Here is a 23,254-nt window from a genome sequence, read left to right as displayed (position 1 = left end):
TGCGGCGGCGGGCGGCCTTGCTGCCCTGCCCAGTCGATCAAGCGGGACGATCTCCCCCGCCGCCTGCCGTGACCTGCTCCGAGACAGGGACCTTCGGCGCCATGAGGCAGATGGATTGCTGGCGGCCCCTGAGCGGTTCGGAACTGGTGATCTCCCACAGATCACTCTCGTTTGCCGCCTCCACAACCTGGCCGGAGGCCAGAAGCGGCATGTGGAACTGCTTGGTTGCCTGCTCGATGCGCGAGGCGACGTTGACGGCATCACCGATCACGGTGAATTCGCGGCGTTCGTCATCGCCGACGATGCCGCAATAGACCTTGCCCCGGTGAACGCCGATGCCGACCGAAAAGCGGTCCGCCGCATCGACCGAGGCGTTGCGCTCCTCGATCAGCCTGAGGATCTCGCGGGCGCAGTTCAAGCTTCTCGCGGCATCGTCCTCCGACGGATGGGGCACGCCGAACAGAAGCAACGCGCCATCCCCGATGAACTTGTCGATCACCCCGCCATGGGTGCGGGAGGCGCGCTGGACGATGGAGCGGAATGAGCGGATGAGCTTCGACATCGCCTTGGGGTCGAGCCCTTCTGCCATCTGGGTCGAATTGCGAATATCGACGAAGAGGATCGCCACGACCTGCTTGCGCCCCTGCCGCCACTCGTCGCTTTCAGTCACCAATGGCACGATTTCCGGCGGCAGGAAGCGCGAAAGCTCAGAGGTTGCATAGGCTTCGTGGCGGGCGCGGCGCAGCAGCGCGCGGGAGCGATACATCACCACCACCGAGGCAAGCCCGGTGAGTACGATAAGGCACACGCGCGCAATCGACGGCAGCGGCGAAAACAGCGTCGTGACGCCGGCGGTGACCGCAAGTTGCTCGCCATCCTCCCACGGAAGGATGAAAGCGACGAGCACGAGGGCGCTGAAGAACAGGAGGGTGGACCAGATCTGGATCACCGGCTGATAGCGCAGCGCGCCGACCGTGAGCAGCAGCGGAATGGCCCAGGTCACGGGCGCTGCAAAGATCCAGTTGCCCGAGAGACCGTGGAAGGTCAGCGAAAGATAGCAGACCGCCGCCAGCATGGCGGCATCCAGGAACGCGAAGACATAGCGCATCCACGAGCTGAACTTTCCAATGCTGATAAGGAAAAGCGCCACAAGGCCGCTGAGCGACAAGGTGGAGAGCGACAGCACCGAGGGCACCTGCCAACGGACGGGTGCCAGCCCCGAACTGAACAGCGGCTCGACGAAATGCGGGGTAAGCAGAACCAGCGCGCAGAAAAGCCTGAGCACCGCGAGCGTGCGCTCGGCCTCGATTTCCGCATCCGGGATCGACTTCAGCGTGGTCAGCCTTCGCGCCGGAGATTCCATCGGGCAGGTTCCTCGGAGGGTTCGTTCAGGAGCGCCGTTTCATGTAGGAAATCCTTCGGGAAACGCCAGAGCGCATCCGCGCGGCTGGCGCAGAAGCCGGGGCTTAAGAAGCCCGACCCGCTGCCCTGCCGGTCCCGAAGCCAGCAATACCCTTTGCTTCATAATACGCCTTCTTCTGCTCGTACATCAGCGTATCGGCGCGCTTGACGACGGTTTCCATGGATTCGCCGGGCTCGCTCGTTGCGGTCCCCAGCGACATTCCGAGCGGCGCGGTGGAATAGAACTGGTTGTTGATCTTCAGAAGCTCGTTGATGGTGTCCACCATGGCGCCCGCAGCCTTGGCGTCGGCGCCCGGCATCAGGACGGCGAATTCGTCGCCGCCGATCCGTGCCGCATGGTTGGGCTGGGAGACCGCACCGTTCAGGATCTCGCCGAAACGGCGCAGGAGGGCGTCGCCGGCATCGTGGCCGAGCTGATCGTTCGCCTCCTTCAGCCCGTTCAGGTCGATCATGATGACCGAAACCGGACGCAGCGGCTTGCGCTCCAGCCGGTTGATCTCATCGGCATAGAAGGCACGGTTATAGAGCTTGGTCAGCACGTCGTGCTTGCCGAGATATTCGAGATAGGCCTCGGCCTTCTTGCGGGCGGTGATATCCGCCAGCGCCACCTGCACGCGGGACCAGTCGTTCTCGTGGTCGGGGAAGACGGAGAAATGCAGGAGGATGTGCCGCTCGGAACCATCCAGCGCGTAATTGATGACTTCGCGATGATGGTAAAGATTGCCGTTCCACAACTCCATGAGCTGCTCGCGAAAGGGCTTTTCCATCTCGTCGCGGAAGATCTCGTTCAGACGCTGCAGCAGCGTCTGCCTGTCGGGCGCGCAGAACAGATCGAGCGTTGCCTGGTTGACGTCGAGGACGCTGATCTCGCTCATGCACTGGTGCACGAATTCCGGATGCACGTCCATGAAGGTCCTGAAGTCGATGATGCCGCGTTCACGAACATCCTCGATCAATGACCTGATGGCGCTGAAATCCTCGACCCACAGGGACACGGGCGAATGTTCGAAGATGCCCTCGGCGTAACGTCTCTGGACGCTTTCCGCCCGACGCGCATCTTCTCGAACGGTCACGTCTTCCGTCGTCAGAAGCAGCTTGCCGAGCGTGGTCTCGTATCCCGGCATGACGGCGCCGCGAAGCTGGATATCCAGCCTCTTCCCGGAAAGGGTGTAGTTTACGGTCGCGCTCGAAAAGGTGAGCTTGCCGTCGAACAGGTCGGCCAGTTCATTGATATGGGTTTCCAGCATGTCATCGCGGAAAACCTTCGCGGTGTTCGCCCTGAGATGATCGAGGTCGTCGGCTTCGAACAGTTCGAGCGTCTTCCGGTTGACGTCGAGGACCCGGATCTTGCGGGAGCATTCCGAAACCCGCGAAACGTCTTCCCGCAGGAAGGCGCGAATGTCGGTTACCCCTTGCGCACGCCAGACATCGAAGAGGGCCTTCACCTCGCTGAAATCCTCGATCCACATGGCGATCGGTGCGAGGTTGAAGATATCGGAATCAAATGCCTCGGGCATTGAACCTCCTGAGGGCGAGGTTGAAAAGTCATGACGCTACGGATTTTAACCGGCTATTCGGGCAGCATTAGCACTCAATGGTAAACACATCCTGCTGGATGCGGTACCGGACCGTAACGTCGTGGACACCGGAAACAGCGCGAGAACGAGGTTCCGGCGGGTTCATCCACCGCCTACTGCCGCACCATCCCGGCCACCTCCCTCCCCTCCAGCGTGTCCAGCCGGACGAAGACGGCGCCGCGAGCCTTCAGCGCCAGCACGCCCTTGGCGACACCGGCGCCCGAGTCGCGTTCGGGATGGTTGACATGGGAGATGATCACGTCGCCATCGCGGGCAGCGGCGATACGTTTGGCAACGGCGCCGGCAGGCAGCGACGCGCCCTGGTCGCCATTCAGCGAAAATCCTGCGATACGGTATCCCAGACCTTCGATCGCGGTGATGGAAGCGGGCGTGTAGCGTGCCGTCGCCCCGCGGAACCAGCGCGGCGCGGCAAGGCCGTCCTTCACCATCCACTTCGCACCGTTCTCGACTTCGCTCACCACGGCTTCCATCGACCCGGCAGTCGGAATGCCATAGACGGTGCCCGGACGATCAATCGCCGGCACATGGTTGAGACCATGGTTCTCAAGCTCGAAGAGGTCGGGCCGGCTCTTAAGCAAAGCCAGCGCCTCCGCGTTCTTCCGAAGCCAGCGTGCAGTGACGAAGATCGTCGCAGGGATCTCTTCGTCCATCAGCACCGAAAGGATGCGCATATCGACATGGCCGGAACAGGCATCGAGTGTCAGCGCCACATGCGGCGTTGCGTGATTCTCGCTTTTTGCGACATTAAGGTGCGGCTCGAGCGTTCCCTTGACCTCAACTGCGCCCACTGCGGGCGGAACGGAGGGATCCGAAGCCATGGCGCGCGGGGCGGCAAGACCGCAGGCGAGGCAGGCGCAGAAAGCGCGGCGTGACAGGGACGTTGGTCGGCGCATGAATAAAAACCACCAGGGAACGGACGAGAACTGCGGCGTAAGGCACGCATTGTGAATTCCACGGAGCCTTTACCCCGGAGCAAGCCAAAATTGTGGCGGGCGACGGCCAAAAATGGCAGTGCGACATGGCCCGACACAATCAGAGGGAAGCGCCGCGCCTCAAGAAATACGTTGAGCGAAAGCAAGATTATCCCGAACGAAAACAGGGACTCCCCCCCTCTTTCCACCACTCGCAAAAATCGAAATTGCGGAGATTTTTCATTTCCTCATTGCATTAAGGACCATAAGGGCTATATTAACGCCATCGAAGATTGCTTGTGACTTTGTCTAAGTGCTACGGCGCACGGTCAGATTTCCGCTCAACATCGATCAAGCCGGACGAATATCTCCCCGGCGAACTATACGATTGAAAGGAAATCGTTATGAATACCGGCACCGTAAAGTGGTTCAACAGCACCAAGGGCTTCGGCTTTATCCAGCCTGACGAAGGTTCGACCGACGTTTTCGTTCACATCTCGGCCGTTGAACGGTCTGGCATGCGCGAACTGACCGAAGGCCAGAAGGTCTCCTACGATATCGTGCGCGACAAGAAGTCGGGCAAGAATTCCGCAGACAACCTTCGGGCTGCCTGATTGTCATTCGCCCTCGCTGACCACGGATGTACTGGCAGCAGCAGAGCGATACGCTCCAGGGTTTGAGTGACGAGAAGAGGTCGGGTTTATTCCCGGCCTTTTTGTTTTGTCTCGATTCCCGGCCTTCGCACCCGGAGAGATGCTGGAGACGGGAACCTGACGATTGTATCGCGCCCATTCCCGCTTCCATCGACTGATGTCGCGGGACGCAAGATCGTGGCGTTTGCAACAGGATGAGGCCATGAGTTCAACAAAACCCGTAATCGGCGACGTCGTCCTCCTCAAGGACAACGTTTCCGCAAGAAACCGGAGCAGGACGTCCTGTCGGATCGTTGCCATACTGCCGTCGGACGACGGTGAAAAGCAGTATCGCGTCCGCTTCGATTCAGAGAATTTCGAGCGACGCATTGTGCTTTCGGATATAGACACCCTGGCAACGAAAATGATGCTTCCGGAAAAGCCGGAAACAAGCACCAAGGACGAGCCGTGGCTTAAGCCGTCTGCCGTCCGCACCAGCCGCTGACCCTTTGTCGGCATAGCCGATAACCATAGACCTCGACCGTAGAAGACGGTCCAGCACCGTAGAAAGGAATTCACTTGCAGGTTCTCGTTCGGGACAACAACGTTGATCAGGCTCTTCGCGTTCTCAAGAAAAAGCTGCAGCGCGAAGGCGTGTTTCGCGAAATGAAGGCGCGCAGCGCCTATGAAAAGCCTTCGGAAAAGCGTGCCCGCGAAAAGGCTGAGGCCATTCGCCGCCAGCGCAAGCTTGCGCGCAAGAAGATGCAGCGCGAAGGCCTTCTGCCCGCACCGAAAAAGGCGGTTCGGCCGAGCCGCTGACCCGCTTGTTCTTAGAGCGCGTTTCGATCTGATTGAATCAGATCGGCGCTCCAGGATTTTCTTTTTGAAGCATAATCTTATCGATCCTCGTTTCACTCCGGTCAGATTATGCATGAGAGCGCCGCGTTTCCATTCTGACGTGAAAAAGGCGCTCCGACTGCTTGAATCTGCGCATCATGCTTTCCGAAAAGCGATTCCGAATTTCGGAGCGGTGCGCCAGGCTTTGCGCCCGTCCTGCGGGCGCATGCCCCCCACCATCGGAGGATCCCCGTGACTGCGACCAAGGACAAGTTCTTCAAGCCGGAACGAATGAGCGCGGGTGAAAAGGCACGCGCGACCGACGACACGGCCCGCCACATCATCGAATCGGAAGCCACCGCCCGGGGCAAGAAGACCGAAAAACTGAGGGCGCTTCGCCTCGCGCGTGAAGCGGCTGAAGGCATGACGGCTGAACCGAGCCCGAAAGCCAAGAAATCCGCGAAGAAGGCGACCACCACGCGATAGCACAGGCCTAAAGCTCTCGTTTCCGTGACGAAGCCGATTCATTCTTATGCTTTTCCCGCCCCATCGACGCCACCAATGCCGACCTGTGCAGAGTGTGTCCAACCATTCCGGGACAAGCCGACATGACATTCCGCACTGTCGTCCACGCGGCCTGCCTTCCTATGAGGCGGATGTGTTTGCTATAGGACACGGGTGGGCGCTCGCCCCTCATCTCCGTTCAGCCATTCACCGGAAGCCAGTTCGTCATGTCTCCAGTCGTCCGCCGGATCGTCTATGTCTGCGCCTTCGAGGGGCTTGCCCTCCTCTCCAGCGCACTGGTCTTCGCCGTACTGGGAAATGACGCTGCTTCCTCCGGCATTGCCGCGGTTGCCGCTTCGGTCGTGGCTGTATCGTGGAATTTCGTCTTCACCACGCTGTTCGAATGGTGGGAGGCCGGCAATCCGGTGAAGGGAAGAAGCCCGCTTCGCCGGGCCATTCATGCGGTGCTGTTTGAAAGCGGGCTGGCGATCGTGCTCACGCCCGTCCTGTCCTGGACGCTCGGCATGCCGTTGATGGAGGCGCTCGCCACCAATATCGGGCTGCTCGCCTTCTTCCTCGCCTATACCTATCTGTTCAATCTCGGCTTCGACAAACTCTTCGGCCTGCCTGCATCCGCCCAGCCGCAGGGCTGAAGCGCCCTGCGGGTTTGGTTTGTCTGTGAGTGGAGCATTGTCGGCGAGAACGTGATCGTCTCAATGCTCTATCTCTTTGTTTTTACGCAATTCCAGACGCAAAGCCGCTGCACACCTTTGCTGGAATTGCTCTATCGTTTCGTCGAGACAAGGCAAAAATAGGCGCCCTGCGGATCCATGCATTGCAGGATGAAGCTTCCGCCGGGCACTTCCTGCGGCCCGAAGACCACCGTGCCGCCGCCAGCCTTCACGCGCTCCATCGCAGCATCGATGCCATCGACATTGACGTAATAGCCCCAGAAGGGCGCCGACACCTCCGCGGGCTTGGTCATCATTCCGCCGATTGCGGTGCCGTCCTGGGCAAAGCACTGGTAGACGCCCATATCCCCCATGTCGACCGCCATGTCCTTGGTCCAGCCGAACATCTTCGAATAGAAGGCGAAAGCCTCTTCGCCATTGCCGGCCATCAGTTCGTGCCAACCGAAAGTACCCTGCGTGCCGGGAGCCGGAGCCGGCGGCATCGGACCATCCGGCATGTTCGGCTTGAAAAGACTGAGCACCGCCCCTTGCGGATCGGCGACCACGGCGAAGCGTCCGATACCTGGAATATCCTGCGGCTGGTGATGCACGGCGCCGCCATTATCGGCGAATTCCTTCGCCTTGGCGTCGACGTCGTCGACCCAGACGTAACCGGTCCAGTTCGGCGGGATGTTGCGCGCGGTAAATTCCGGCGTCAGTTCCATCATGCCGGCGACGCCCATCTCGAAGCCCGGCACGTTGAAGAGCGTATAGGACATGCCGGGCATGCCGCTGTCCTTCGCCGTCCAGCCCGTGACCTTCGAATAGAAGTCGGTCGCCGCCGCCGGATCGGGCGTCATCAGTTCGTACCAGATAAACCCGCCTTGCATGGGAAAAATCCTCTCTCTTTTATTGAGTACGATTGTGTCTCTCCGGGAATGCCCGGTCTCACGACGGGAAGATGTAAGCTAGCCTCGCCGCCGCATTTCGCTCGTCATGAAAGTCCTGAAGGTGCCGTCCGGCTGGCGCACGCTGCCGGAAAACTGCCGATGATCATCATCGAGAAATTTTATGACGTCGTGATAAATCGCCGTCTTCGAGGGATCGTCGAAATCCGGTCCCTCGGCTTCGAGCGTCAGGGTCATGCCATCCGGCTCCAGCCAGCCCTTGTAGACCCAGAACGTGTCCATCATCGAGCCGATCCAGGTGCCGACATAATGGCCGGCGCGGGGATCGTAGCCGAGCGTCATCACCACCGAACCGCGCTGGCCATCGGGCATGACGCCCCCGCCCTCGCAGACGAACCACAGGCCGCCGACTGCGTGGACCTTTTCCGTCCACGCCTTGTCGGGATCCGAGGCATCGTAATTGCCGTCGCCGGACGTGGACGTCACGATCCAGTCGCCGACGAGCCTTTCAAGAAAGCGGTGCTCCTCCCGCGGTTTTGATGTTTCCATGACCGGTCCTCCCTGCCCGATGCGTCAATGGCAACAGCTCGCCGCCTTCGGCTTCTCCTCGTATTCATCGTGGCGGCGGACGAAATCCATGGTCGATCCTTCGTTGCGCCCCTTCGGCGCGCGGTCGAGGATCATCAGTGTGCCGATCAGCTCTTCCGGGCCGCGCGCATAACTGGAATAGGTATGGAAGACATTGCCGGCGGCATCGCGGTAAAAGCTTGAGAGACCAGGCAGTTCGTCATGAGCCTGAGCCGTCGGCGTTTCCATGAAATTGTAGGTCACATGACCGGATGCCAGCTCCTCCGGGGTGAAGGATACGTGAAAATCCCGGTTGAAGTCGTTGCCGAAGGCCGACACCCAGGGAAAGCGCCAACCCATGCGCCGCTTGTAAGCCTCGATCTTTTCGATCGGCGCGCGGGAAACGCAGACGAGCGTGACATCGTGGTTATTGAGATGTGGCAGCGAACCGTCCAGATGATCCGCCAGGAAGGAGCAGCCGGGACAGCCCGCCTCCCAGTCGGGGCCGAGCATGAAATGATAGACGATCAGCTGGCTGCGTCCGTCGAACAGTCCCGCCAGCGTCTTCGGGCCTGAGGGCGTGTCGAAGACGTAGTTCTTTTCCACCTCCACCCAAGGCAAGGCCAGCCGCTCGGCGTTCAGGCGATCGCGGGCGTGGGTTGCTTCCTTTTCCTTTTGCAGGAGTGCGCGGCGCGCCTCCAGCCATTCCTGACGGGATACGACTGAATGTTCCATTCCTTCCTCCTCCGAAGATCTGCACATTCTGCGGTTCGCACAAAGCTACACCTCACGCCAAGACCATCAACGCTCCACTCCCCGGATCGTTCCATCTTGACATTTAGGTTGATATCAACATATTTATGTCATGTCAAATCAGCCCGCGATTCCCTTTTCGACCACCATCCATGTACGCGACACATGTCTTTGCCTGCATGCGCAGCGGGCGGCCCGCGCGCTTGCGAGGCGCTTTGATACGGCCATGAAGGCGGTCGGACTGACGAACGGGCAATTCTCGCTGATGATGGCTCTGAACCGGCCCGAGCCCCCGCCCATGGGGCCGGTGGCCCATCTGCTTGCCATGGACCGCACCACGCTCACCGCCGCCCTCAAGCCGCTCACCCGCCGGGGCTGGGTATCGATCGAGCCGGACCCGAAGGACAAGCGCGGCAAGCGGCTGCGACTGACCGAGGAAGGCACCGCCATACTCTCGGCCGCCCTGCCGATCTGGCGGGACACCCATGCGACCGTCGAAGCCGAACTCTCCTCCGGCGACGCGGATGGGCTGAGGCAAGACCTGATGGAGATTTCGCGATAGGCTGTGATGCGAGCCCTCCCGACGCGGCGCGCCTCCCCTGCTCTCCAAAGCGAGCAGATGAAGTCACCGATGTTTCGAGAGAATATTGGGACAGCCTGCGTGTCCTCGCGGCAGCCGCCTGACGTCAATCAGCAGCCCGACCCCGTTCTAAATCTAACGGCAGTCGCATCCCGCGTGTCTTGTGACAGACCTGAACGGTCTCGTCTAGCCGTCATGATATTGCGAGACGCCCGCCCCTCCTACCTCCGCGCCCGGAACAGAACGCAGAAAGGCCGGCATGAAGCCGGCCTTGGCGGTGGATCTGTGGGCATATCCCGATGTCCGCGAAGGGGCATCGGGAAAGGGATCAGGCAACCGAGACCGGAACCTCGGTGGAGGTGCGCATGGCGTGGCTATAAGGGCACACGATATGGGCGGCTGCGACCAGCTTTTCGGCCACTTCGCGCTCGACGCCGGGGATCTCGGCAGTGATGGCGACTTCAATGCCGAAGCCGGTGCCGTCTTCGCGCGGGCCGATGCCGACGCGGGTGGTGATCTTCGTGTCTTCGGAAATCTTCACCTTTTGCTTGCCGGCCACGAACTTCAGCGCGCCGAGGAAGCAGGCGGAATAGCCGGCTGCGAAAAGCTGTTCGGGGTTGGTGCCGGTGGCGCCATCGCCGCCGAGTTCCTTCGGAACGGTCAGCGTTACGTCGAGAACGCCGTTGTCGCTCACTGCGCGGCCTGCGCGGCCACCGGTGGCGGATGCCTGTGCGGTATAGAGGATAGCCATTTCGTATGCTCCTTTTACTGGTCTGACCGGTTAACCGGGTTGTGCGGGTTGGTGATGCGCATTATGTATCGCACAATTAAATTGTGCGCAACTATCTTTTTTCACATTGCTTCCGAAACCGGAATTGGCGACAATTCCACTGCGCATGGATAAGGGGCTCGATCGGCCATGGACGACAAGGAATTGGAAAAGGAACTGAAGCTGGATCGGCAGATCTGCTTTGCGCTCTACGGTGCGGCGCACGCCTTCACGCGGGCCTACAAGCCGCTGCTGGAGCCGCTTGGCCTTACCTATCCGCAATATCTGGCAATGATGGCGCTGTGGGAGGAAGACGGCCTGCAGGTGAAGGCGCTCGGCGAACGCCTCGGCCTCGATTCAGGCACGCTTTCGCCGCTGCTCAAGCGGCTGGAACAGGCGGGCTACGTGACGCGGCAGCGCGACAAGATCGACGAGCGTCAGGTTTTCATCACGCTCACGGAAAGCGGCCGGACGATGAAGGGAAAGGCTGTCGGCGTCATGCGCGCGATCGGCCAGGCGACCGGCTGCACGATCTCCGAACTGGAAAGCCTGCGCGACAATCTGAAAATGCTGAAAAACCAGCTCGACGCGCTGGCCTGAGGCTGCTTTCGGTTTCGCTTCCCCTCCCCTTGGAGGGGGAGAGGAACGGTCGCGGCGCGCCCATGCGCTGATCTCCCTAACGGGAGAACGACGGCTTACTGCCAGACGAGAACGCGGGCCTTGTTGGGCACGCGGTCGTAGAGGTCGATGATATCCTGGTTCATCAGGCGCACGCAGCCAGAGGAAACGGCCTTGCCGATGGAGTTCCATTCCGGCGAACCGTGCAGGCGGTAAAGCGTGTCCTGGCCGTTCTGGAAGATGTAGAGCGCGCGGGCACCGAGCGGGTTCTTGAGGCCCGGCGGCATGCCGCCATTGGCGGCGGAATATTTGGCGAGTTCCGGCTGGCGGCCGATCATCTCATCCGGCGGGGTCCACTTCGGCCACTTCTGACGCCACTGGATGACACCCGTACCCTGCCACGCGAAGCCTTCACGGCCAATGCCGACGCCGTAGCGCATGGCGGTGCCGCCGGATTCCACCAGATAGAGGAAGCGCGAAGGCGTATCGACGACGATGGTGCCGGGCGGCTGGCCGGTCGGGTCGACCACGCGCTGGCGATAGTAGCGTGGATCGATCTTCTGGTAGGGCACGGCCGGAATAACGAAGTCGTTGTCATAGATCTCGCCATACATGGCGTCGAGTTCGGCAGAACCCGCCTGCATGGGAGAACTCAATACGGGGCCGCCGGGGCCGCCGCGATAGGTGACGGCGAAACCGCCGGGAGTGACGACGGGGCGCGTGGAGGCACAACCGGCCAGAAGGCTGGCGGCACCTAACCCGGACAATGACAGAAAGGAGCGGCGGGAAAAGCTGCGCGAAGACGACATGGGCAAGAGGACTTCCTATTCAGAGACGACGCGAAACAACCGCAGAGCAAGCTGCTCGAACCCGGTTTGTTCCGACATATCATGCAATGCAACAGGAATGTATTAACCTTGCAATGGAAGACCGGCTCAACTTTACGAGAGGCGGCCGACTTTTTTATAAGGCGATGCGCGAGTGCATCGCCTGTGCCGGCAGCCTGCCCCCTCATCCGACTTCCGTGCCATAAAAAACCATTCATACCGGTGTCACGACGACATCAGATACTATCCTCGAATTTCGATATCGTTTTTCGAGAACAGTGCCATTCATGGTGGAAAATGGAACATCAGGACCTTCTCTCCGGCTTTATCCGGCTGCATGTCCTGCATCACGCGGCCGAGGGCGATCTGCACGGCCTGTGGATGATCGAAGAACTCGCGCATCACGGCTACAGGGTGAGCGCCGGGACACTTTATCCCATGCTGCATTCCATGGAGAGGAAGGGCTATCTGACCTCCCGCACCGAGAAGATCGGGCACACGCATCGCCGGATCTACAACGCCACGCCCTACGGGATCACCGCGCTGGACATGGCAAGGAAAAAGGCCAAGGAGCTGTTTCGTGAAGTCATCGGCGGAAACCATGAGTGAAGCTGTCGCCGACCGGCCGCAGGGCACATCGGGAGAAGTGTTCAGGGCCTTCCTCAAGCTCGGCCTGACCTCCTTCGGCGGTCCGATCGCCCATCTCGGCTATTTCCGCGACGAACTCGTCGTGCGGCGCAAGTGGATCGATGAGGCCGGGTATGGCGATCTCGTGGCGCTCTGTCAGTTCCTGCCGGGGCCGGCCTCGAGCCAGGTGGGCTTTGCGCTCGGGCTTCTGCGCGGCGGTCCGCTCGGGGCGCTGGCTGCATGGACGGCCTTCACGCTGCCCTCCGCGCTGCTGCTCATCGCCTTTGCCATGACCGCGACGGCCTTCGGCGGTCCGGCCGGAAGCGGGCTGTTGCACGGATTGAAGATCGTGGCCGTCGCCGTGGTGGCGCAGGCTGTGTGGGGCATGGCCAAAAGCCTGACGCCGGATCGCGAGCGCGCGGGCATCGCGCTTGCGGCCGTGCTGATCGTGGTATTTTCGGCAAGCGCTATCAGCCAGATCGGTGCCATCGCGCTCGGTGGCATTGCCGGGCTGCTGCTCTGTCGCAATGGCCCCGCCGCGACGACCGGACATCTCTCGTTTCGTGTGTCGCGCCGTTTCGGCGCAGCGTGCCTCGTAGCCTTCTTCCTGCTGCTCGCCCTGCTGCCCGTCATCGCCTCGACTGCCGGAACACAGGGGCTTTCGCTGTTCGACGCCTTTTATCGCGCCGGCTCCCTCGTCTTTGGCGGCGGCCATGTGGTGTTGCCGCTGCTGCAGACGGAAGTGGTCGACCGGGGCTGGGTCAGCGCCGGTGATTTTCTCGCGGGCTACGGTGCGGCACAGGCGGTTCCGGGACCGCTTTTCACCTTCGCCGCCTATCTGGGAGCCGTTTCGGGACCGACACCGAACAGCTTCTTCGGAGCCGCCATCGCGCTTGTCGCGATCTTCCTTCCGGGGTTCCTGCTTCTTCTCGGCGCGCTGCCATTCTGGGATCACTTCCGCCGGAGACCGCTGGCGCAGGCTGCCATGCGCGGCGCAAACGCCGCCGTGGTCGGCATTCTGGGAGCGGCTCTCTACAGCCCGGTCTGGACGAGCGCGATCCTCGAGCCGCGCGATTTCGCGCTGGCGCTGACCGGTTTCGTTCTTCTTGTGGTGTGGAAGACGCCGCCATGGATCGTCGTGGCGCTGCTGGCGGCGGGAGGCATGGGGCTGGCCCTTCTCTGAGGGTAAATCCCAGAGCGGGAAAACGCCGCCGCCATGCGGGGAGCGGCAGCGGGGCCGTCAGATGACGACGATCTGGGCCTTGGCGCCGACGCGGTCGTAAAGATCGATCACGTCCTGATTGAACATGCGCACGCAACCGGAGGACGTTGCCTTGCCGACCGACTGCCAGTCGGGCGTGCCGTGAACGCGGTAAAGCGTGTCCTTGCCGTTCTGGTAGATATAGAGGGCGCGGGCGCCGAGCGGGTTGTTGAGGCCGGCCACCGCGCCGCCGCGCTCGGCGGAAACGCTGCGAAGATCGGGCTGGCGCTCGACCATTTCATTGGACGGCGTCCAGTGCGGCCATTTCCGCTTCATTTCGATCACGCCGCGGCCCGACCATGCGAAACCGTCGCGGCCGAGGCCTACGCCGTAGCGGATCGCCTTGCCGTTGGCCTGCACGAGATAGAGGAAGCGCGCCTTGGTATCGACAACGATGGTGCCGGGGGCTTCCACCGTCTGGTAGCTCACTTCCTGGCGCAGGTAACGCGCGTCGACGCGATCGAGCGGAATTTCCGGCAGCGTGTGGCCTTCATCGCTGATGAGGCCGTAGACCGCCTTATGCAACGGATTGGTGACCGGCAGGCCGTAGGTCTGATGGAATTGCGTCTGGTACAGCTCCCGCTTCTGCGGCACCGGCTGGGTGGCCGCAGGCTGAACGCGGGCCGGATCGTAATAGACCGGAGCGACCTCGTCCTGGAAGACGTCGACATTCATCCGGCTCGTATCGGTCACGAACAGGCAGCCCGACAGGCCGGAGAGCGCAAGCCCGCTTACGGAAAGGCCGAGAGACCGCAAGACGAGTGCGGAACGCGAAGAGGACCGCGTGGAAGAAGGCTGAGACACCATGATTCACCGTTTCAAGCCGACAGAATTGCCGGTACATTGGCAAACGCGGCTGGCGCGAAGCTTTCCTCCACGCAATCTTCAGCCCTTTCCAGCCTTTCCGCCGACCGGCAGACGCACGTTTTTCAGCATGATCGAGGCGATGAGGCCCAGCCCGATCATTCCGGATGCCGTAAGGAACAGCGGGAAGAAGGCATCGGCATAGACCTCGGCGATCGCCGTGCGAGTCGTATCCGGCAGGGACGCAACGACCCGCGGGGTCAGTTCGCGGAAATCCACGCCGCCCGGCAGTTCGATGGACGCGCGGGCGAGATGGGAGCTGATGATGGCCCCGTAGATGGAGATGGCAATCGCCGCCCCCGACATGCGGGTCAATGTCACCGTTCCGGTCGCGGCACCGACATCGCCACGCGACGCCGCATTCTGCACGCCGACCACCGGCACCTGCTGGCCGATGCCGACGCCGATGCCCTGAAGCAGCATGACGGCAGCGATGAAGAAGAGCGGCGTGCCGGCGTGCAACTGGCTGAAGATGGCCATACTGACGACACCGGTCGCCGTGGAGGCGATGGCGAAGGGCTTGTAAAGGCCGGTGTGCGAGATGACGCGACCGGCGGCCAGCGAGCCCGTGGCAATGCCGCCGGTGAGTGCGATGAAAAACAGGCCGGCAACCGTCGGCGACAGGCCGGTGGTCGTCTGCAGGAAGAGCGCGACATAGTTCACCGAGCCGATGCCGATCGCGCCCGATACCAGCGAAATGACGAGCAGCAGATTGACCGTCGGATTGGCGAACAGCGAAAGCGGCACCACCGGCTCGTCAACGCGGCGCTCGACGAAGACCCAGCCAAGCGCGCAGGCAACGCCGAAGGCGACGACGGCGAGGCTTTGCGGCGCGACCAGCGAGCCGAAGATCTGGGCGCTGTCCGCCCACAGCACGACACTTGCGACCCCACCGGCCAGTAAGAGCGCGCCGGCATAGTCGATCTTCGGCCGGCGGTGCGGCTTGCGATAAGGCAGGAGGAACGCCAGCCCGCACAGCACGAGGATGCCGATCGGCAGGTTGACGAGGAAGATCGAACGCCAGCCGAAGAGGTCGCTCAGCGTGCCGCCGAGAACGGGGCCGACAGCGCCGGACGCCATCAGCACGAGGCTGGCATAGCTCTGGTAGCGGGCGCGTTCGCGCGCCTCGAAGAGATCGGCATTGATCGAGAAGATCGACACCATGATGCCGCCGCCGCCGAGCGCCTGCAAGACGCGGGCGGCGATCAGGGTATCCATGGAAATCGCCATGCCGCAGACCAGCGAGCCGAGGGTGAAGATCGCCACAGCGGCCATGATGACGTATTTGCGGCCGAAGAGATCGCCAAGCTTGCCATAGAGCGGCATGACGGCGCTCGTCGTCAGCAGGTAGGCCGAGCCGACCCAGGCGAATCGCTCCAGCTCGCCGAACTCGCCGACGATGGTCGGCAGCGCGGTGGAGACAATCTGGTTGTCGAGCGTCGCCATGAACATCGACGTCAGAAGCAGCAGAAACACTAAAAGACGCATGCGCGGGTCCGGCACCAGCGGAACGAAGAGTTCTGCTCGCGCCGCCTCTGCGGCCGGCTTCTGCGGGGATTTCACATCCATGACGGGGGCTCCGGATTGAGGATTGTCAGTTTATGTGACTTTCGCAAATATTTGTCAATCGCACATATATGACAACAGCATCAAATTGCTTTGAGCTTCGCCGCATCTCTGCTATGGATTGGGAATGAACGACATGACCGACCAGACTGGTTCGCAGGAGCCCGCAATAGACGAGACGATCACCTTTATCGGCCGCTCGATGGGACGCATGCGGCTGATGATCGGCCGCCGCTTCATCGGCAAGCTGGCGATCAGCCGGGTCGGCGCGAGCATGGAGCTTTCCCATCTCGACGTGATCGCCATGGTGCGGCGGCTCGGGGACGGACAGGAAGTGACGATCGGCGCCATTGCCGAGCAATTGCGGGTCGACCCTTCCCGCTCAAGCCGGATCGTCGCCGATCTCGTGCGGCAGGGCCTCTTGAGACGCGAAGTCTCGCAGGAGGACGCCCGGCGCACCATCGTGGTGATCACGCCGCTCGGGCAGGCACTTCTGGAAAAGGTGGACGAGGTGAAGCGCGAAACGATCCGGGAGATCGTCGCGGATTGGCCCCAAGAGGATATCGAGCGTTTCGCCGAACTCTACGACAGGTTCATCAACGGCTTCGACCGTCGGCTGCAGCAGTTCGAGGCGGAAAACGGGGATCAGGTCGCGGCTGATGGCATGGCTTATGGAACGGCACGGGCTGCCTCCCGGGAATAAATCAATTCTATCGCTAAAACGTTTCCGCGTTTCTCCGAACCGCGAAAACCCTCTAGCTTATTTGTTTTTACGCATTTCCGTACGCAAAACCGCGACACACTTTTGCTGGAAATGCTTTAATCGGTGGAAAAGTGTCCCGGCCGACCCTCCCCCAAGAAGGCCGGCCGGAGCCGGGCGCGTTGGCAGCTACGATATGCTGTCGCCAGTCCGCCTAATGAGACGCCAGCAAGCTGAACGCGCCCGTTTGTTCCTCGTGTCATTCCGTATGCGATGCCAGTATTCGGGGCTTGCCATTTCAAGCCCCGCCACAAGGCTGAAATTCAGGCCAAGGCCCGAGGTTTCATCGCGGTATAGATCTTCTTCCCGAGAACCGCCGCGATCGGCAGGGCAAGCACGCAACCCGCGACAAAAGCGCCGGCGATCTGCCATGGCTCCATCATGCGCATTGCCAATACCGCGGTAACGGCGCCTCCGCCCAAGACCGTGGCACAGAGAATATACAAGACTGCTGCGAGACGAAACATCCAACCCTCCATCGTTCATCGCTAAAATTGAAACTATGCTTTCTTTGCAACACAGCATTGATCTGGCTCAAACCACTTCACGGCAGCGTGAAATGGCGTTTTTGTCGCAGTTGAGAAAAGCCCGGATGCCCTCGCTCACCCTCCTGCACTTTTTCGGTCTTAACCGTGATCGGCGGCAGTGCTTGCCGCGCACCGTCGTTTCCGCCAAGTTCCGGACACTGGACAGGGGGTGGCATGCTGCAGCGACGCATGGTGATGACGGGGCTTTCGGCCGCCTTCATGGCGATCGGTTCCCTGCGCCCTGCCCGCGCCACGGCGCAATTGCTGGCGCAGGCCGATCTTCGCGGCGCGATCGATGCAGGCGAAGCCGGCATCCTGCCGGGCGCCATCGACAACCAGAGCCGCAAGCTGCAGGCGCTGATCGACGCAGCCGCGGCCAGCGGCCAGCCAATCTTCCTGCCGGCCGGCACCTACAGGGTTTCCAATATCGAACTCAGGGAAGGCACGCAGCTTTCCGGCGTGCCGGGCCTCACCCTACTCTCCTATGGAGGCGAAGGGCATCTCCTTTCCGCCCGCGACCTGAAACACGTCTCACTCACCGGGATCTCGCTCGATGGCGCGAACCGCTGGCTCGGCGACTATACGGAAGCGCTCGCCGCCTTTCGCGGGGTTGGCGATGTCAGGATCAGCGATTGCGCGATCTCCGGCAGCCGCAAGCATGGCCTGCAATTCGAGCGCTGCGGCGGGCGGCTGGACCACAGCCGCATCACCGGAGCCGGCGGTGCCGGCGTCATGGCCATCGAAACCAAAGCAATGGCCATCACCGACAATGAAGTCGCCGACTGCGGCAATGGCGGCATCCTCGTGCATCGCTGGACCAAGGGCGAGGATGGAGCCATGGTCACCGGCAACCGCGTCGCCCGGATCGGCGCGCGTGACGGCGGCACCGGACAGAACGGCAATGGCATCAACCTCTTTCGCGCCGACAACGTGATGGTCAGCGGCAATCATGTCTCGGACTGCGCCTTTTCCGCGATCCGGGCGAATTCCGCCTCCAACGCCACAATCAGCGGCAACCAGTGTTTCCGCTCCGGGGAGGCCGCGATCTATGCTGAATTCTCCTTCGAGGGCGCCCTGATTGCCGACAATCTCGTCGACGGGGCGGCGTGCGGTATTCTGGTGGTCAATCTCGACCAGGGTGGCCGGCTTGCGAGTGTAACAGGCAATATCGTCCGCAACCTCTCCGAAACCGGCCCCTATGTGAATGACGGCGCGGGCTTCGGCTTCGGCATCGCCGTCGAGGCCGATACCGTCGTCTCCGGCAACGTGATCGAGAACGCGCCGAAATGGGGGCTGATGCTGGGCTGGGGACCGTATCTGCGCAACATCGTCGCCTCCGGCAACGTGATCCGCAAGGCCGGCCAGGCCGGTATCGCCGTGTCGGTGGTCGAAGGGTCAGGCGACGTCGTCATTTCCGGCAACATCATCTCCGATGCACCTGATGGAGCTATCCTCGGCTATCGCTGGAACGACAAGGCGACCGGCGAACTGATCGATGGGAAGGAAAGCTTCCCGCACCTCACCATCGCGGGCAACCGGCGCTCGTAAGGGATAACGGTCAGCTTCTCTGCAATGCCAGATGAGCGCCGAGCCCGACAAGGATGGTGCCACCTGCCCGCTGGACCAGTTTCCTGGCGGTACCGGACTGCTTCAGCCTTGCCACGATCATTCCGGCCAGCAGGACGCTGATGATATCGGCGAAGGTGAAGATGACGTTGACCAGCAGCCCGAGAATGGCGAACTGCGCCCAGACCGGAAACAATGCGGCGCTATCCACGAACTGCGGCAGGAAGGCCATGAAGAAGATGGCCGTCTTCGGGTTCAGCACCTCGACCGTAATGCTCTGCACGAAGGCCTTGCCGGACGATCCCGCCTTGCCGGGCGAAACCTCGCCCGCATGCGTATCCTTCGAGCGGAAAAGCGAAATGCCGAGCCAGACGAGATAAAGCGCGCCGGCGAGCTTCACCAGCATGTAGGCCACGGGAACCGCATGAAACAGGACCGACAGACCGGCCGCAGCGGCGAAAATATGCGCATAGGAACCGAGATGGATGCCGAGCACCGCCATGAAGCCGGCCTTGCGGCCACCGGCCATGGTGCGGGCGGCCGCGTAGAGCATGGCCGGTCCGGGGATGAAGGCGAAGAGCGCTGTGGTCGCGGCGAAAGCAAGCAGAACATCGAGAGACGGCATTTATTCTTCCTTGCTTCGTAACAACCGGGAACCAGCGTTTCGAACCACATCACGCGACCGGGTTTCTCCAGACAGGCGAACAGCATTCCATCAGGCCGGTCAAGAGCCAAGGTGTGGGACACCGCATCCTGCCAAGGCCCGCCAATCGATCAGAATGGATCAGACAGACTAAACTCACTGAATTGAGACAATTTCACTCTTATTCGATCAAGGATAAACCCTTAATAACTTGGCATTTCTCTACAACTTTCGAATAAACGTAAGAACTGCTTAAGGCAGATGTGGTTGCATGCGCTCAGAGCAACACATTCCGATCGCCATGTTTACCAAACTGCAGAACACCATTCTCGAAATGATCGCTACCGGCGCCCCGATGCAGGAAACAGTCGATTTCCTCTGCCGTAACGTCGAGGCGACCATTCCCGATATCGTGTGCTCGGTTCTGATGATCGACCCCCAGAACCGACTGCGGCATCTGGCGGGCCCCTCCGTGCCTCCGCAATACGTAGCGGCAATCGATGGCGTACAGATCGGCCCCGAAGTCGGCTCCTGCGGAGCGGCGGCCTTCACCGGCAAGCCGGTGACCGTGACCGATATTTCTACCCATCCCTTCTGGGCGAACTACAAGGAGCTGGCGCTTTCGGTCGGGTTCGCTGCCTGCTGGTCGACACCGATCATCACGTCCGGCAAGGTGCTCGGCACCTTCGCCTTCTATTTCCGCAAACCCCGCGGTCCCTCGCCGCTGGAGAGGAAGATCGTCGAGGCGAGCGTACATCTCTGCGCCATCGCCATCGAGCGCGACCAGCGCATGGCCGAGCGGCGCAGGCTTGCCGAGACGGATGCGCTGACGCAGCTTCCCAATCGCAGCCGCTTCAACGAAGTGGTGGCCGAATATGACAACAGCGGCAAGTCCTGGGCCATCCTGCTCGCCGACATCGACAATCTGAAATTGGTCAACGACACCTTTGGTCATCTCGCCGGCGACGATCTGATCCGCACGGTTGCCGCGCGGATGGCCGATATCTGCGAACCGGGCCTGGTATTCCGGCTCGGTGGCGATGAATTCGCCGTGGTCGTCTGCACCGCCAGCGGAGCCACCCCGGGCGAGGTCGCCGAACGCCTGATCGCGGCGATCAAGCCTCCATGCATATGCGCCGACCATACGATCTACCCCTCCGTCACCGTGGGGGGAGCCGTGGCGCTTGCCGGGGAAAGCGCCCAGCAGGTTCGCCAGAACGCCGATTATGCGCTCTACCACGCCAAGGAGCGGGCGCGCGGCAATTATATCGAATTCGTGCCGGGGCTCGGCACCGCCATCGCCAAACGCTTCCGCGCCATTCAGGACGTCACAGAGGCTCTTCGCGAAGAGCGTATCGATGCCTATTACCAGCCGGTCATCGAACTGGCGACAGGCCGGGTGGTCAGCATCGAGGCGCTTTGTCGCCTGAAGACCAATAGTGGCGATGTCATCGCCGCGGGCTATTTCCATGAAGCGACCAAGGATGCCAATATCGCCTTCCAGTTGACGGACCGCATGCTCGCCAAGGTCGCGGATGACGCGCGCCGCTGGCTGGACGACGGCCTCGCCTTCGGGCGGATCGGCATCAACTTCGCAGCCGCGGATTTTTATCGCGGCGGTCTCTCCACGCGCATATCGACCGTCTTCGGCGAACGGGGCGTGCCGCTCGACAAGGTCATCGTGGAGGTGACGGAGTCCGTCTATCTCGACCAGCGCGACCAGATCGTCGCCGAGCAGATCCGCGCGCTGCGCGCCACCGGGATGGCGGTCGCGCTCGACGATTTCGGCACCGGCTTCGCCTCGCTCACCCATCTGCTGACGGTGCCGGTCGATATCATCAAGATCGACAAGTCCTTCGTTCAGCGCATGATCGGCGACCGGGCAGGCGCGGTCATCATCAAGGGCCTCATCGATATCGCCAATGGCCTCGGCATCAGGGTGACAGCGGAAGGCATCGAGACGGTGGAACAGGCCGGCTCCCTTCAGCAACTCGGCTGCACCGATGGACAGGGTTTCCTCTTCTCCCGGGCCGTCGACCGCGCCGCCATCGCGACCTTGTTGAAGGAACGGGGCGTAGTCGAGCCCCATCCCTCCTGCGACCCCTCCCTTCTCGGGGCGACCGGCTAGCGCATCGGCCCGAAAATCGGAATCGATTTTCGGAAAGCTCGATGCGTAGATTCAAGATGTTAGAGCGTCCTTTGTGCGTCCAAATGGACGCACGGCGCTCTAAGGCTCGCTTATCTCGACACTGCCGAAACAGACGACGACGCAAGGCGGATGAGCGCCAGCGCGTCCGGTGGCGGCTGGCGCTCGACCCGGCGATAGACCCGGCAATCGGTGGAGCGGGAGAGAAGCCGCAGGTTGACCATTTCGCGGCGGACGAGCGCATGGTCGCCGAAGGCATGGCGGCGCTTCAGGAGGTCGTTGACCTGACGTTCGTTCATTTCCTGGCCGGCCGGAAACTCCGACCACAGCCGCCACAGGCAAAGCTGCTGCAGGCTGGTCTTGGCCGGCCAGCGGACGAGCACGCCCGCCGCATCGAAACAGCGCGCGGCGACTTCCACCCTCTGGAAATCGACCACGGGCGCTTCCACGACCGGCTCGGCCATGCGGCTTTCGGCGGCTCGCGCCGCCTTGAGATGCTGGTAATTGCGATAGCCCGCCGCGCGCGACAGGATATTCAGGATCTCGACATGACCGGGCTTTTCCGCGCGGGCGTCGAGCTCCCGCTTGATCGTGCGGGCAAGGGCCGAAAGATCGGGCGCCTCATAGGCGTGAATGATACGCGACATCGTCTTTTCCTCGATATCGTGCCCGGAAGAAACAAGGTGTTCGGTGGTCACCGACTTCCGACCGGGCACTGGAAAAGTGGCTGTCGTGAAAATCGAAAATTCAGGTTTAGCTCCCCTTTCGGGGCGGTGACGCCTGGGTGAACTGCGGACCCTTCGGAAGACTGATAGAATCCCGACCCCTCGAAGTCAACGATTGCACCTTTTCCATCAGCAGAATTCATGTGCGGATCAGGAAAGTGCGACTTTTCATTCGTCATTTCGCCGGATAGCTTCGGCCCGAACCGAACGGGGGAAAGAGACCATGCTGACCATCTACGGCGTCTACAAATCGCGCGCGACGCGCACATTCTGGCTGGCCGGAGAGCTTGGCCTCACCTTCAAGCATGTGCCGGTGATCCAGGCCCGCAAGCTTGCCGATCCGCTGGCGGCTGGCGCACGGATCAACACCCGTTCGCCGGAATTCCTGGCGGTCAACCCCATGGGTGCGATCCCCACCATCGACGATGACGGGCTGAAGCTCACCGAAAGCCTCGCGATCAACCTCTACCTCGCGAAGAAGCATGGCGGTCCGCTTTCGCCCAAGGATCTCGCCGAGGATGCGCTGATGATCCAGTGGTCGTTCTTCGCGGCGACCGAAATCGAACTCAACGCGCTGAAGATCTCGACGGCCAATGCCGAGGGACGGCTCGGCACCGATGCCGGCAAGGCGGAAGCCGATGCCGTCAGCCGCCTGCTGAAGCGCTCCTTTGGCGTGCTGGAAAAGCAGCTTGCTGCCCACGACTATCTCGTCGGCGACCGCTTCACCGTGGCGGACCTGAACGTGGCGGAAATCGTCCGCTATGCCCAGCCCTACCAACCGCTGATGGAAGAGCACCCGCATGTTACCGCATGGCTGAAGCGCTGCCAGGATCGCCCGGCCTTCAAGGCCATGTGGCAGACCCGCGCCGACGAACAGGAATAAGGGCCTCCTCCTTCCGAACCGGAAAGAGGAGGCCTTGCGGCCTTTTTCGGGGCGCTGGCGAGCGCCCTTTCGGACATATCCTTGGGTCC

Annotated in this window: 26 protein-coding genes; 13 read left to right on the top strand and 13 right to left on the bottom strand. The window is 61.7% G+C overall.

What is annotated here, in order from left to right:
• Positions 1 to 37: 37 nt before the first annotated feature.
• From NBH21_RS02220 to NBH21_RS02210, 3 genes are all read right to left on the bottom strand, one after another.
• A complete protein-coding gene (locus NBH21_RS02220; RefSeq protein ID WP_250912323.1) occupies positions 38 to 1,363 on the bottom strand; it encodes an adenylate/guanylate cyclase domain-containing protein in 1,326 nt (441 codons plus the stop codon).
• A gap of 103 nt (positions 1,364 to 1,466) precedes the next feature.
• A complete protein-coding gene (locus NBH21_RS02215) occupies positions 1,467 to 2,939 on the bottom strand; it encodes a sensor domain-containing diguanylate cyclase (RefSeq protein ID WP_250912322.1) in 1,473 nt (490 codons plus the stop codon).
• A 173-nt stretch (positions 2,940 to 3,112) separates the two neighbouring features.
• Positions 3,113 to 3,913 carry a polysaccharide deacetylase family protein gene (locus tag NBH21_RS02210; protein ID WP_250912321.1) on the bottom strand — a complete coding sequence of 267 codons (801 nt, stop codon included), beginning with the start codon at positions 3,911 to 3,913 and terminating at the stop codon, positions 3,113 to 3,115.
• Positions 3,914 to 4,335: 422 nt separating this feature from the next.
• Between NBH21_RS02210 and NBH21_RS02205 the strand changes: the two genes are divergently transcribed.
• The 5 genes from NBH21_RS02205 to NBH21_RS02185 all read left to right on the top strand — a co-directional run bounded on the left by NBH21_RS02205 (position 4,336) and on the right by NBH21_RS02185 (position 6,557).
• Entirely contained in the window at positions 4,336 to 4,545 is a 210-nt protein-coding gene (locus NBH21_RS02205) for a cold-shock protein (protein ID WP_250912320.1), read from the top strand.
• Between the two features lie 163 nt (positions 4,546 to 4,708).
• On the top strand, positions 4,709 to 5,068 hold the full coding sequence (locus tag NBH21_RS02200; protein WP_250912319.1) for a cold-shock protein: 360 nt from the start codon (positions 4,709 to 4,711) through the stop codon (positions 5,066 to 5,068).
• A gap of 74 nt (positions 5,069 to 5,142) precedes the next feature.
• Entirely contained in the window at positions 5,143 to 5,382 is a 240-nt protein-coding gene (gene rpsU, locus NBH21_RS02195; protein WP_250912318.1) for a 30S ribosomal protein S21, read from the top strand.
• A gap of 270 nt (positions 5,383 to 5,652) precedes the next feature.
• Complete coding sequence (locus tag NBH21_RS02190; protein ID WP_250912317.1) at positions 5,653 to 5,886, top strand: hypothetical protein; 234 nt, start codon at positions 5,653 to 5,655, stop codon at positions 5,884 to 5,886.
• A gap of 245 nt (positions 5,887 to 6,131) precedes the next feature.
• Positions 6,132 to 6,557 (top strand): PACE efflux transporter, encoded by a 426-nt coding sequence (locus NBH21_RS02185; protein WP_250912316.1) that lies wholly within the window; start codon positions 6,132 to 6,134, stop codon positions 6,555 to 6,557.
• Positions 6,558 to 6,688: 131 nt separating this feature from the next.
• Here the strand turns inward: NBH21_RS02185 and NBH21_RS02180 are convergent, their stop codons facing one another.
• From NBH21_RS02180 to NBH21_RS02170, 3 genes are all read right to left on the bottom strand, one after another.
• Positions 6,689 to 7,474 carry a VOC family protein gene (locus tag NBH21_RS02180; RefSeq protein WP_425340381.1) on the bottom strand — a complete coding sequence of 262 codons (786 nt, stop codon included), beginning with the start codon at positions 7,472 to 7,474 and terminating at the stop codon, positions 6,689 to 6,691.
• A gap of 69 nt (positions 7,475 to 7,543) precedes the next feature.
• On the bottom strand, positions 7,544 to 8,032 hold the full coding sequence (locus tag NBH21_RS02175; RefSeq protein ID WP_250912314.1) for a DUF1579 domain-containing protein: 489 nt from the start codon (positions 8,030 to 8,032) through the stop codon (positions 7,544 to 7,546).
• A gap of 24 nt (positions 8,033 to 8,056) precedes the next feature.
• Complete coding sequence (locus NBH21_RS02170; RefSeq protein ID WP_250912313.1) at positions 8,057 to 8,785, bottom strand: DUF899 domain-containing protein; 729 nt, start codon at positions 8,783 to 8,785, stop codon at positions 8,057 to 8,059.
• Positions 8,786 to 8,915: 130 nt separating this feature from the next.
• Between NBH21_RS02170 and NBH21_RS02165 the strand changes: the two genes are divergently transcribed.
• Complete coding sequence (locus tag NBH21_RS02165; protein ID WP_250912312.1) at positions 8,916 to 9,365, top strand: MarR family winged helix-turn-helix transcriptional regulator; 450 nt, start codon at positions 8,916 to 8,918, stop codon at positions 9,363 to 9,365.
• A 346-nt stretch (positions 9,366 to 9,711) separates the two neighbouring features.
• Here the strand turns inward: NBH21_RS02165 and NBH21_RS02160 are convergent, their stop codons facing one another.
• Entirely contained in the window at positions 9,712 to 10,134 is a 423-nt protein-coding gene (locus NBH21_RS02160) for an organic hydroperoxide resistance protein (protein ID WP_250912311.1), read from the bottom strand.
• Positions 10,135 to 10,302: 168 nt separating this feature from the next.
• Here NBH21_RS02160 and NBH21_RS02155 point away from each other — a divergent pair, with 168 nt between their 5' ends.
• Complete coding sequence (locus tag NBH21_RS02155) at positions 10,303 to 10,752, top strand: MarR family winged helix-turn-helix transcriptional regulator (RefSeq protein WP_250912310.1); 450 nt, start codon at positions 10,303 to 10,305, stop codon at positions 10,750 to 10,752.
• A 95-nt stretch (positions 10,753 to 10,847) separates the two neighbouring features.
• Here the strand turns inward: NBH21_RS02155 and NBH21_RS02150 are convergent, their stop codons facing one another.
• The gene (locus NBH21_RS02150; protein ID WP_250912309.1) at positions 10,848 to 11,579 is read right to left on the bottom strand and encodes a L,D-transpeptidase; all 732 of its coding nucleotides are present in this window, start codon (positions 11,577 to 11,579) and stop codon (positions 10,848 to 10,850) included.
• 315 nt (positions 11,580 to 11,894) lie between these two features.
• Here NBH21_RS02150 and NBH21_RS02145 point away from each other — a divergent pair, with 315 nt between their 5' ends.
• Together NBH21_RS02145 and chrA are read left to right on the top strand one after the other, a co-directional pair.
• A complete protein-coding gene (locus tag NBH21_RS02145; protein ID WP_250912308.1) occupies positions 11,895 to 12,206 on the top strand; it encodes a PadR family transcriptional regulator in 312 nt (103 codons plus the stop codon).
• A complete protein-coding gene (gene chrA / locus NBH21_RS02140) occupies positions 12,199 to 13,407 on the top strand; it encodes a chromate efflux transporter (protein ID WP_250912307.1) in 1,209 nt (402 codons plus the stop codon). The genes NBH21_RS02145 and chrA overlap by 8 nt, the downstream gene beginning before the upstream one ends.
• Positions 13,408 to 13,464: 57 nt before the next feature.
• Here chrA and NBH21_RS02135 read toward each other — a convergent pair whose 3' ends face one another.
• Positions 13,465 to 14,292 carry a L,D-transpeptidase gene (locus tag NBH21_RS02135; RefSeq protein WP_483413721.1) on the bottom strand — a complete coding sequence of 276 codons (828 nt, stop codon included), beginning with the start codon at positions 14,290 to 14,292 and terminating at the stop codon, positions 13,465 to 13,467.
• A gap of 78 nt (positions 14,293 to 14,370) precedes the next feature.
• The gene (locus tag NBH21_RS02130; protein ID WP_250912306.1) at positions 14,371 to 15,918 is read right to left on the bottom strand and encodes an MDR family MFS transporter; all 1,548 of its coding nucleotides are present in this window, start codon (positions 15,916 to 15,918) and stop codon (positions 14,371 to 14,373) included.
• A 124-nt stretch (positions 15,919 to 16,042) separates the two neighbouring features.
• On the opposite strand from NBH21_RS02130, the gene NBH21_RS02125 reads away from it, so the two are divergent.
• Positions 16,043 to 16,618: a MarR family winged helix-turn-helix transcriptional regulator gene (locus tag NBH21_RS02125; protein WP_250912305.1), complete on the top strand. Its 576-nt coding sequence runs from the start codon at positions 16,043 to 16,045 to the stop codon at positions 16,616 to 16,618.
• 320 nt (positions 16,619 to 16,938) lie between these two features.
• On the opposite strand, the gene NBH21_RS02120 is transcribed toward NBH21_RS02125, so the two are convergent.
• On the bottom strand, positions 16,939 to 17,142 hold the full coding sequence (locus NBH21_RS02120) for a hypothetical protein (protein ID WP_250912304.1): 204 nt from the start codon (positions 17,140 to 17,142) through the stop codon (positions 16,939 to 16,941).
• A gap of 234 nt (positions 17,143 to 17,376) precedes the next feature.
• On the opposite strand from NBH21_RS02120, the gene NBH21_RS02115 reads away from it, so the two are divergent.
• Positions 17,377 to 18,750: a TIGR03808 family TAT-translocated repetitive protein gene (locus tag NBH21_RS02115; protein ID WP_250912303.1), complete on the top strand. Its 1,374-nt coding sequence runs from the start codon at positions 17,377 to 17,379 to the stop codon at positions 18,748 to 18,750.
• Between the two features lie 10 nt (positions 18,751 to 18,760).
• Here the strand turns inward: NBH21_RS02115 and NBH21_RS02110 are convergent, their stop codons facing one another.
• Positions 18,761 to 19,393: a LysE family translocator gene (locus tag NBH21_RS02110; RefSeq protein ID WP_250912302.1), complete on the bottom strand. Its 633-nt coding sequence runs from the start codon at positions 19,391 to 19,393 to the stop codon at positions 18,761 to 18,763.
• A 319-nt stretch (positions 19,394 to 19,712) separates the two neighbouring features.
• On the opposite strand from NBH21_RS02110, the gene NBH21_RS02105 reads away from it, so the two are divergent.
• The gene (locus NBH21_RS02105) at positions 19,713 to 21,539 is read left to right on the top strand and encodes a bifunctional diguanylate cyclase/phosphodiesterase (protein WP_250912797.1); all 1,827 of its coding nucleotides are present in this window, start codon (positions 19,713 to 19,715) and stop codon (positions 21,537 to 21,539) included.
• Positions 21,540 to 21,649: 110 nt separating this feature from the next.
• On the opposite strand, the gene NBH21_RS02100 is transcribed toward NBH21_RS02105, so the two are convergent.
• Complete coding sequence (locus NBH21_RS02100) at positions 21,650 to 22,204, bottom strand: DUF2087 domain-containing protein (protein ID WP_250912301.1); 555 nt, start codon at positions 22,202 to 22,204, stop codon at positions 21,650 to 21,652.
• A 301-nt stretch (positions 22,205 to 22,505) separates the two neighbouring features.
• On the opposite strand from NBH21_RS02100, the gene NBH21_RS02095 reads away from it, so the two are divergent.
• Positions 22,506 to 23,165, top strand: a complete 660-nt coding sequence (locus NBH21_RS02095; RefSeq protein WP_250912300.1) for a glutathione S-transferase family protein — start codon at positions 22,506 to 22,508, stop codon at positions 23,163 to 23,165.
• Positions 23,166 to 23,254: the final 89 nt, after the last annotated feature.

The organism is Ciceribacter sichuanensis, from assembly GCF_024055605.1.
Taxonomy (GTDB): domain Bacteria; phylum Pseudomonadota; class Alphaproteobacteria; order Rhizobiales; family Rhizobiaceae; genus Allorhizobium; species Allorhizobium sichuanense.
The sequence above is the reverse complement of the archived record's forward strand: the minus strand, read 5'-3'. Positions and strand labels throughout refer to the sequence as shown.

Excerpts from the sequence above, each read along its gene's own strand:
- NBH21_RS02100 (WP_250912301.1), bottom strand. The coding sequence starts at position 22,204 with ATGTCGCGTATCATTCACGCCTATGAGGCGCCCGATCTTTCGGCCCTT.
- NBH21_RS02205 (WP_250912320.1), top strand. The coding sequence starts at position 4,336 with ATGAATACCGGCACCGTAAAGTGGTTCAACAGCACCAAGGGCTTCGGC.
- NBH21_RS02110 (WP_250912302.1), bottom strand. The coding sequence starts at position 19,393 with ATGCCGTCTCTCGATGTTCTGCTTGCTTTCGCCGCGACCACAGCGCTC.
- NBH21_RS02115 (WP_250912303.1), top strand. The coding sequence starts at position 17,377 with ATGCTGCAGCGACGCATGGTGATGACGGGGCTTTCGGCCGCCTTCATG.
- NBH21_RS02130 (WP_250912306.1), bottom strand. The coding sequence starts at position 15,918 with ATGGATGTGAAATCCCCGCAGAAGCCGGCCGCAGAGGCGGCGCGAGCA.
- NBH21_RS02165 (WP_250912312.1), top strand. The coding sequence starts at position 8,916 with ATGTCAAATCAGCCCGCGATTCCCTTTTCGACCACCATCCATGTACGC.
- chrA (WP_250912307.1), top strand. The coding sequence starts at position 12,199 with ATGAGTGAAGCTGTCGCCGACCGGCCGCAGGGCACATCGGGAGAAGTG.
- NBH21_RS02105 (WP_250912797.1), top strand. The coding sequence starts at position 19,713 with ATGTTTACCAAACTGCAGAACACCATTCTCGAAATGATCGCTACCGGC.
- NBH21_RS02170 (WP_250912313.1), bottom strand. The coding sequence starts at position 8,785 with ATGGAACATTCAGTCGTATCCCGTCAGGAATGGCTGGAGGCGCGCCGC.
- NBH21_RS02175 (WP_250912314.1), bottom strand. The coding sequence starts at position 8,032 with ATGGAAACATCAAAACCGCGGGAGGAGCACCGCTTTCTTGAAAGGCTC.
- NBH21_RS02185 (WP_250912316.1), top strand. The coding sequence starts at position 6,132 with ATGTCTCCAGTCGTCCGCCGGATCGTCTATGTCTGCGCCTTCGAGGGG.
- NBH21_RS02125 (WP_250912305.1), top strand. The coding sequence starts at position 16,043 with ATGAACGACATGACCGACCAGACTGGTTCGCAGGAGCCCGCAATAGAC.
- NBH21_RS02120 (WP_250912304.1), bottom strand. The coding sequence starts at position 17,142 with ATGTTTCGTCTCGCAGCAGTCTTGTATATTCTCTGTGCCACGGTCTTG.
- NBH21_RS02210 (WP_250912321.1), bottom strand. The coding sequence starts at position 3,913 with ATGCGCCGACCAACGTCCCTGTCACGCCGCGCTTTCTGCGCCTGCCTC.
- NBH21_RS02220 (WP_250912323.1), bottom strand. The coding sequence starts at position 1,363 with ATGGAATCTCCGGCGCGAAGGCTGACCACGCTGAAGTCGATCCCGGAT.
- NBH21_RS02150 (WP_250912309.1), bottom strand. The coding sequence starts at position 11,579 with ATGTCGTCTTCGCGCAGCTTTTCCCGCCGCTCCTTTCTGTCATTGTCC.
- NBH21_RS02095 (WP_250912300.1), top strand. The coding sequence starts at position 22,506 with ATGCTGACCATCTACGGCGTCTACAAATCGCGCGCGACGCGCACATTC.
- NBH21_RS02215 (WP_250912322.1), bottom strand. The coding sequence starts at position 2,939 with ATGCCCGAGGCATTTGATTCCGATATCTTCAACCTCGCACCGATCGCC.
- NBH21_RS02160 (WP_250912311.1), bottom strand. The coding sequence starts at position 10,134 with ATGGCTATCCTCTATACCGCACAGGCATCCGCCACCGGTGGCCGCGCA.
- NBH21_RS02135 (WP_483413721.1), bottom strand. The coding sequence starts at position 14,292 with ATGGTGTCTCAGCCTTCTTCCACGCGGTCCTCTTCGCGTTCCGCACTC.
- NBH21_RS02155 (WP_250912310.1), top strand. The coding sequence starts at position 10,303 with ATGGACGACAAGGAATTGGAAAAGGAACTGAAGCTGGATCGGCAGATC.
- NBH21_RS02145 (WP_250912308.1), top strand. The coding sequence starts at position 11,895 with ATGGAACATCAGGACCTTCTCTCCGGCTTTATCCGGCTGCATGTCCTG.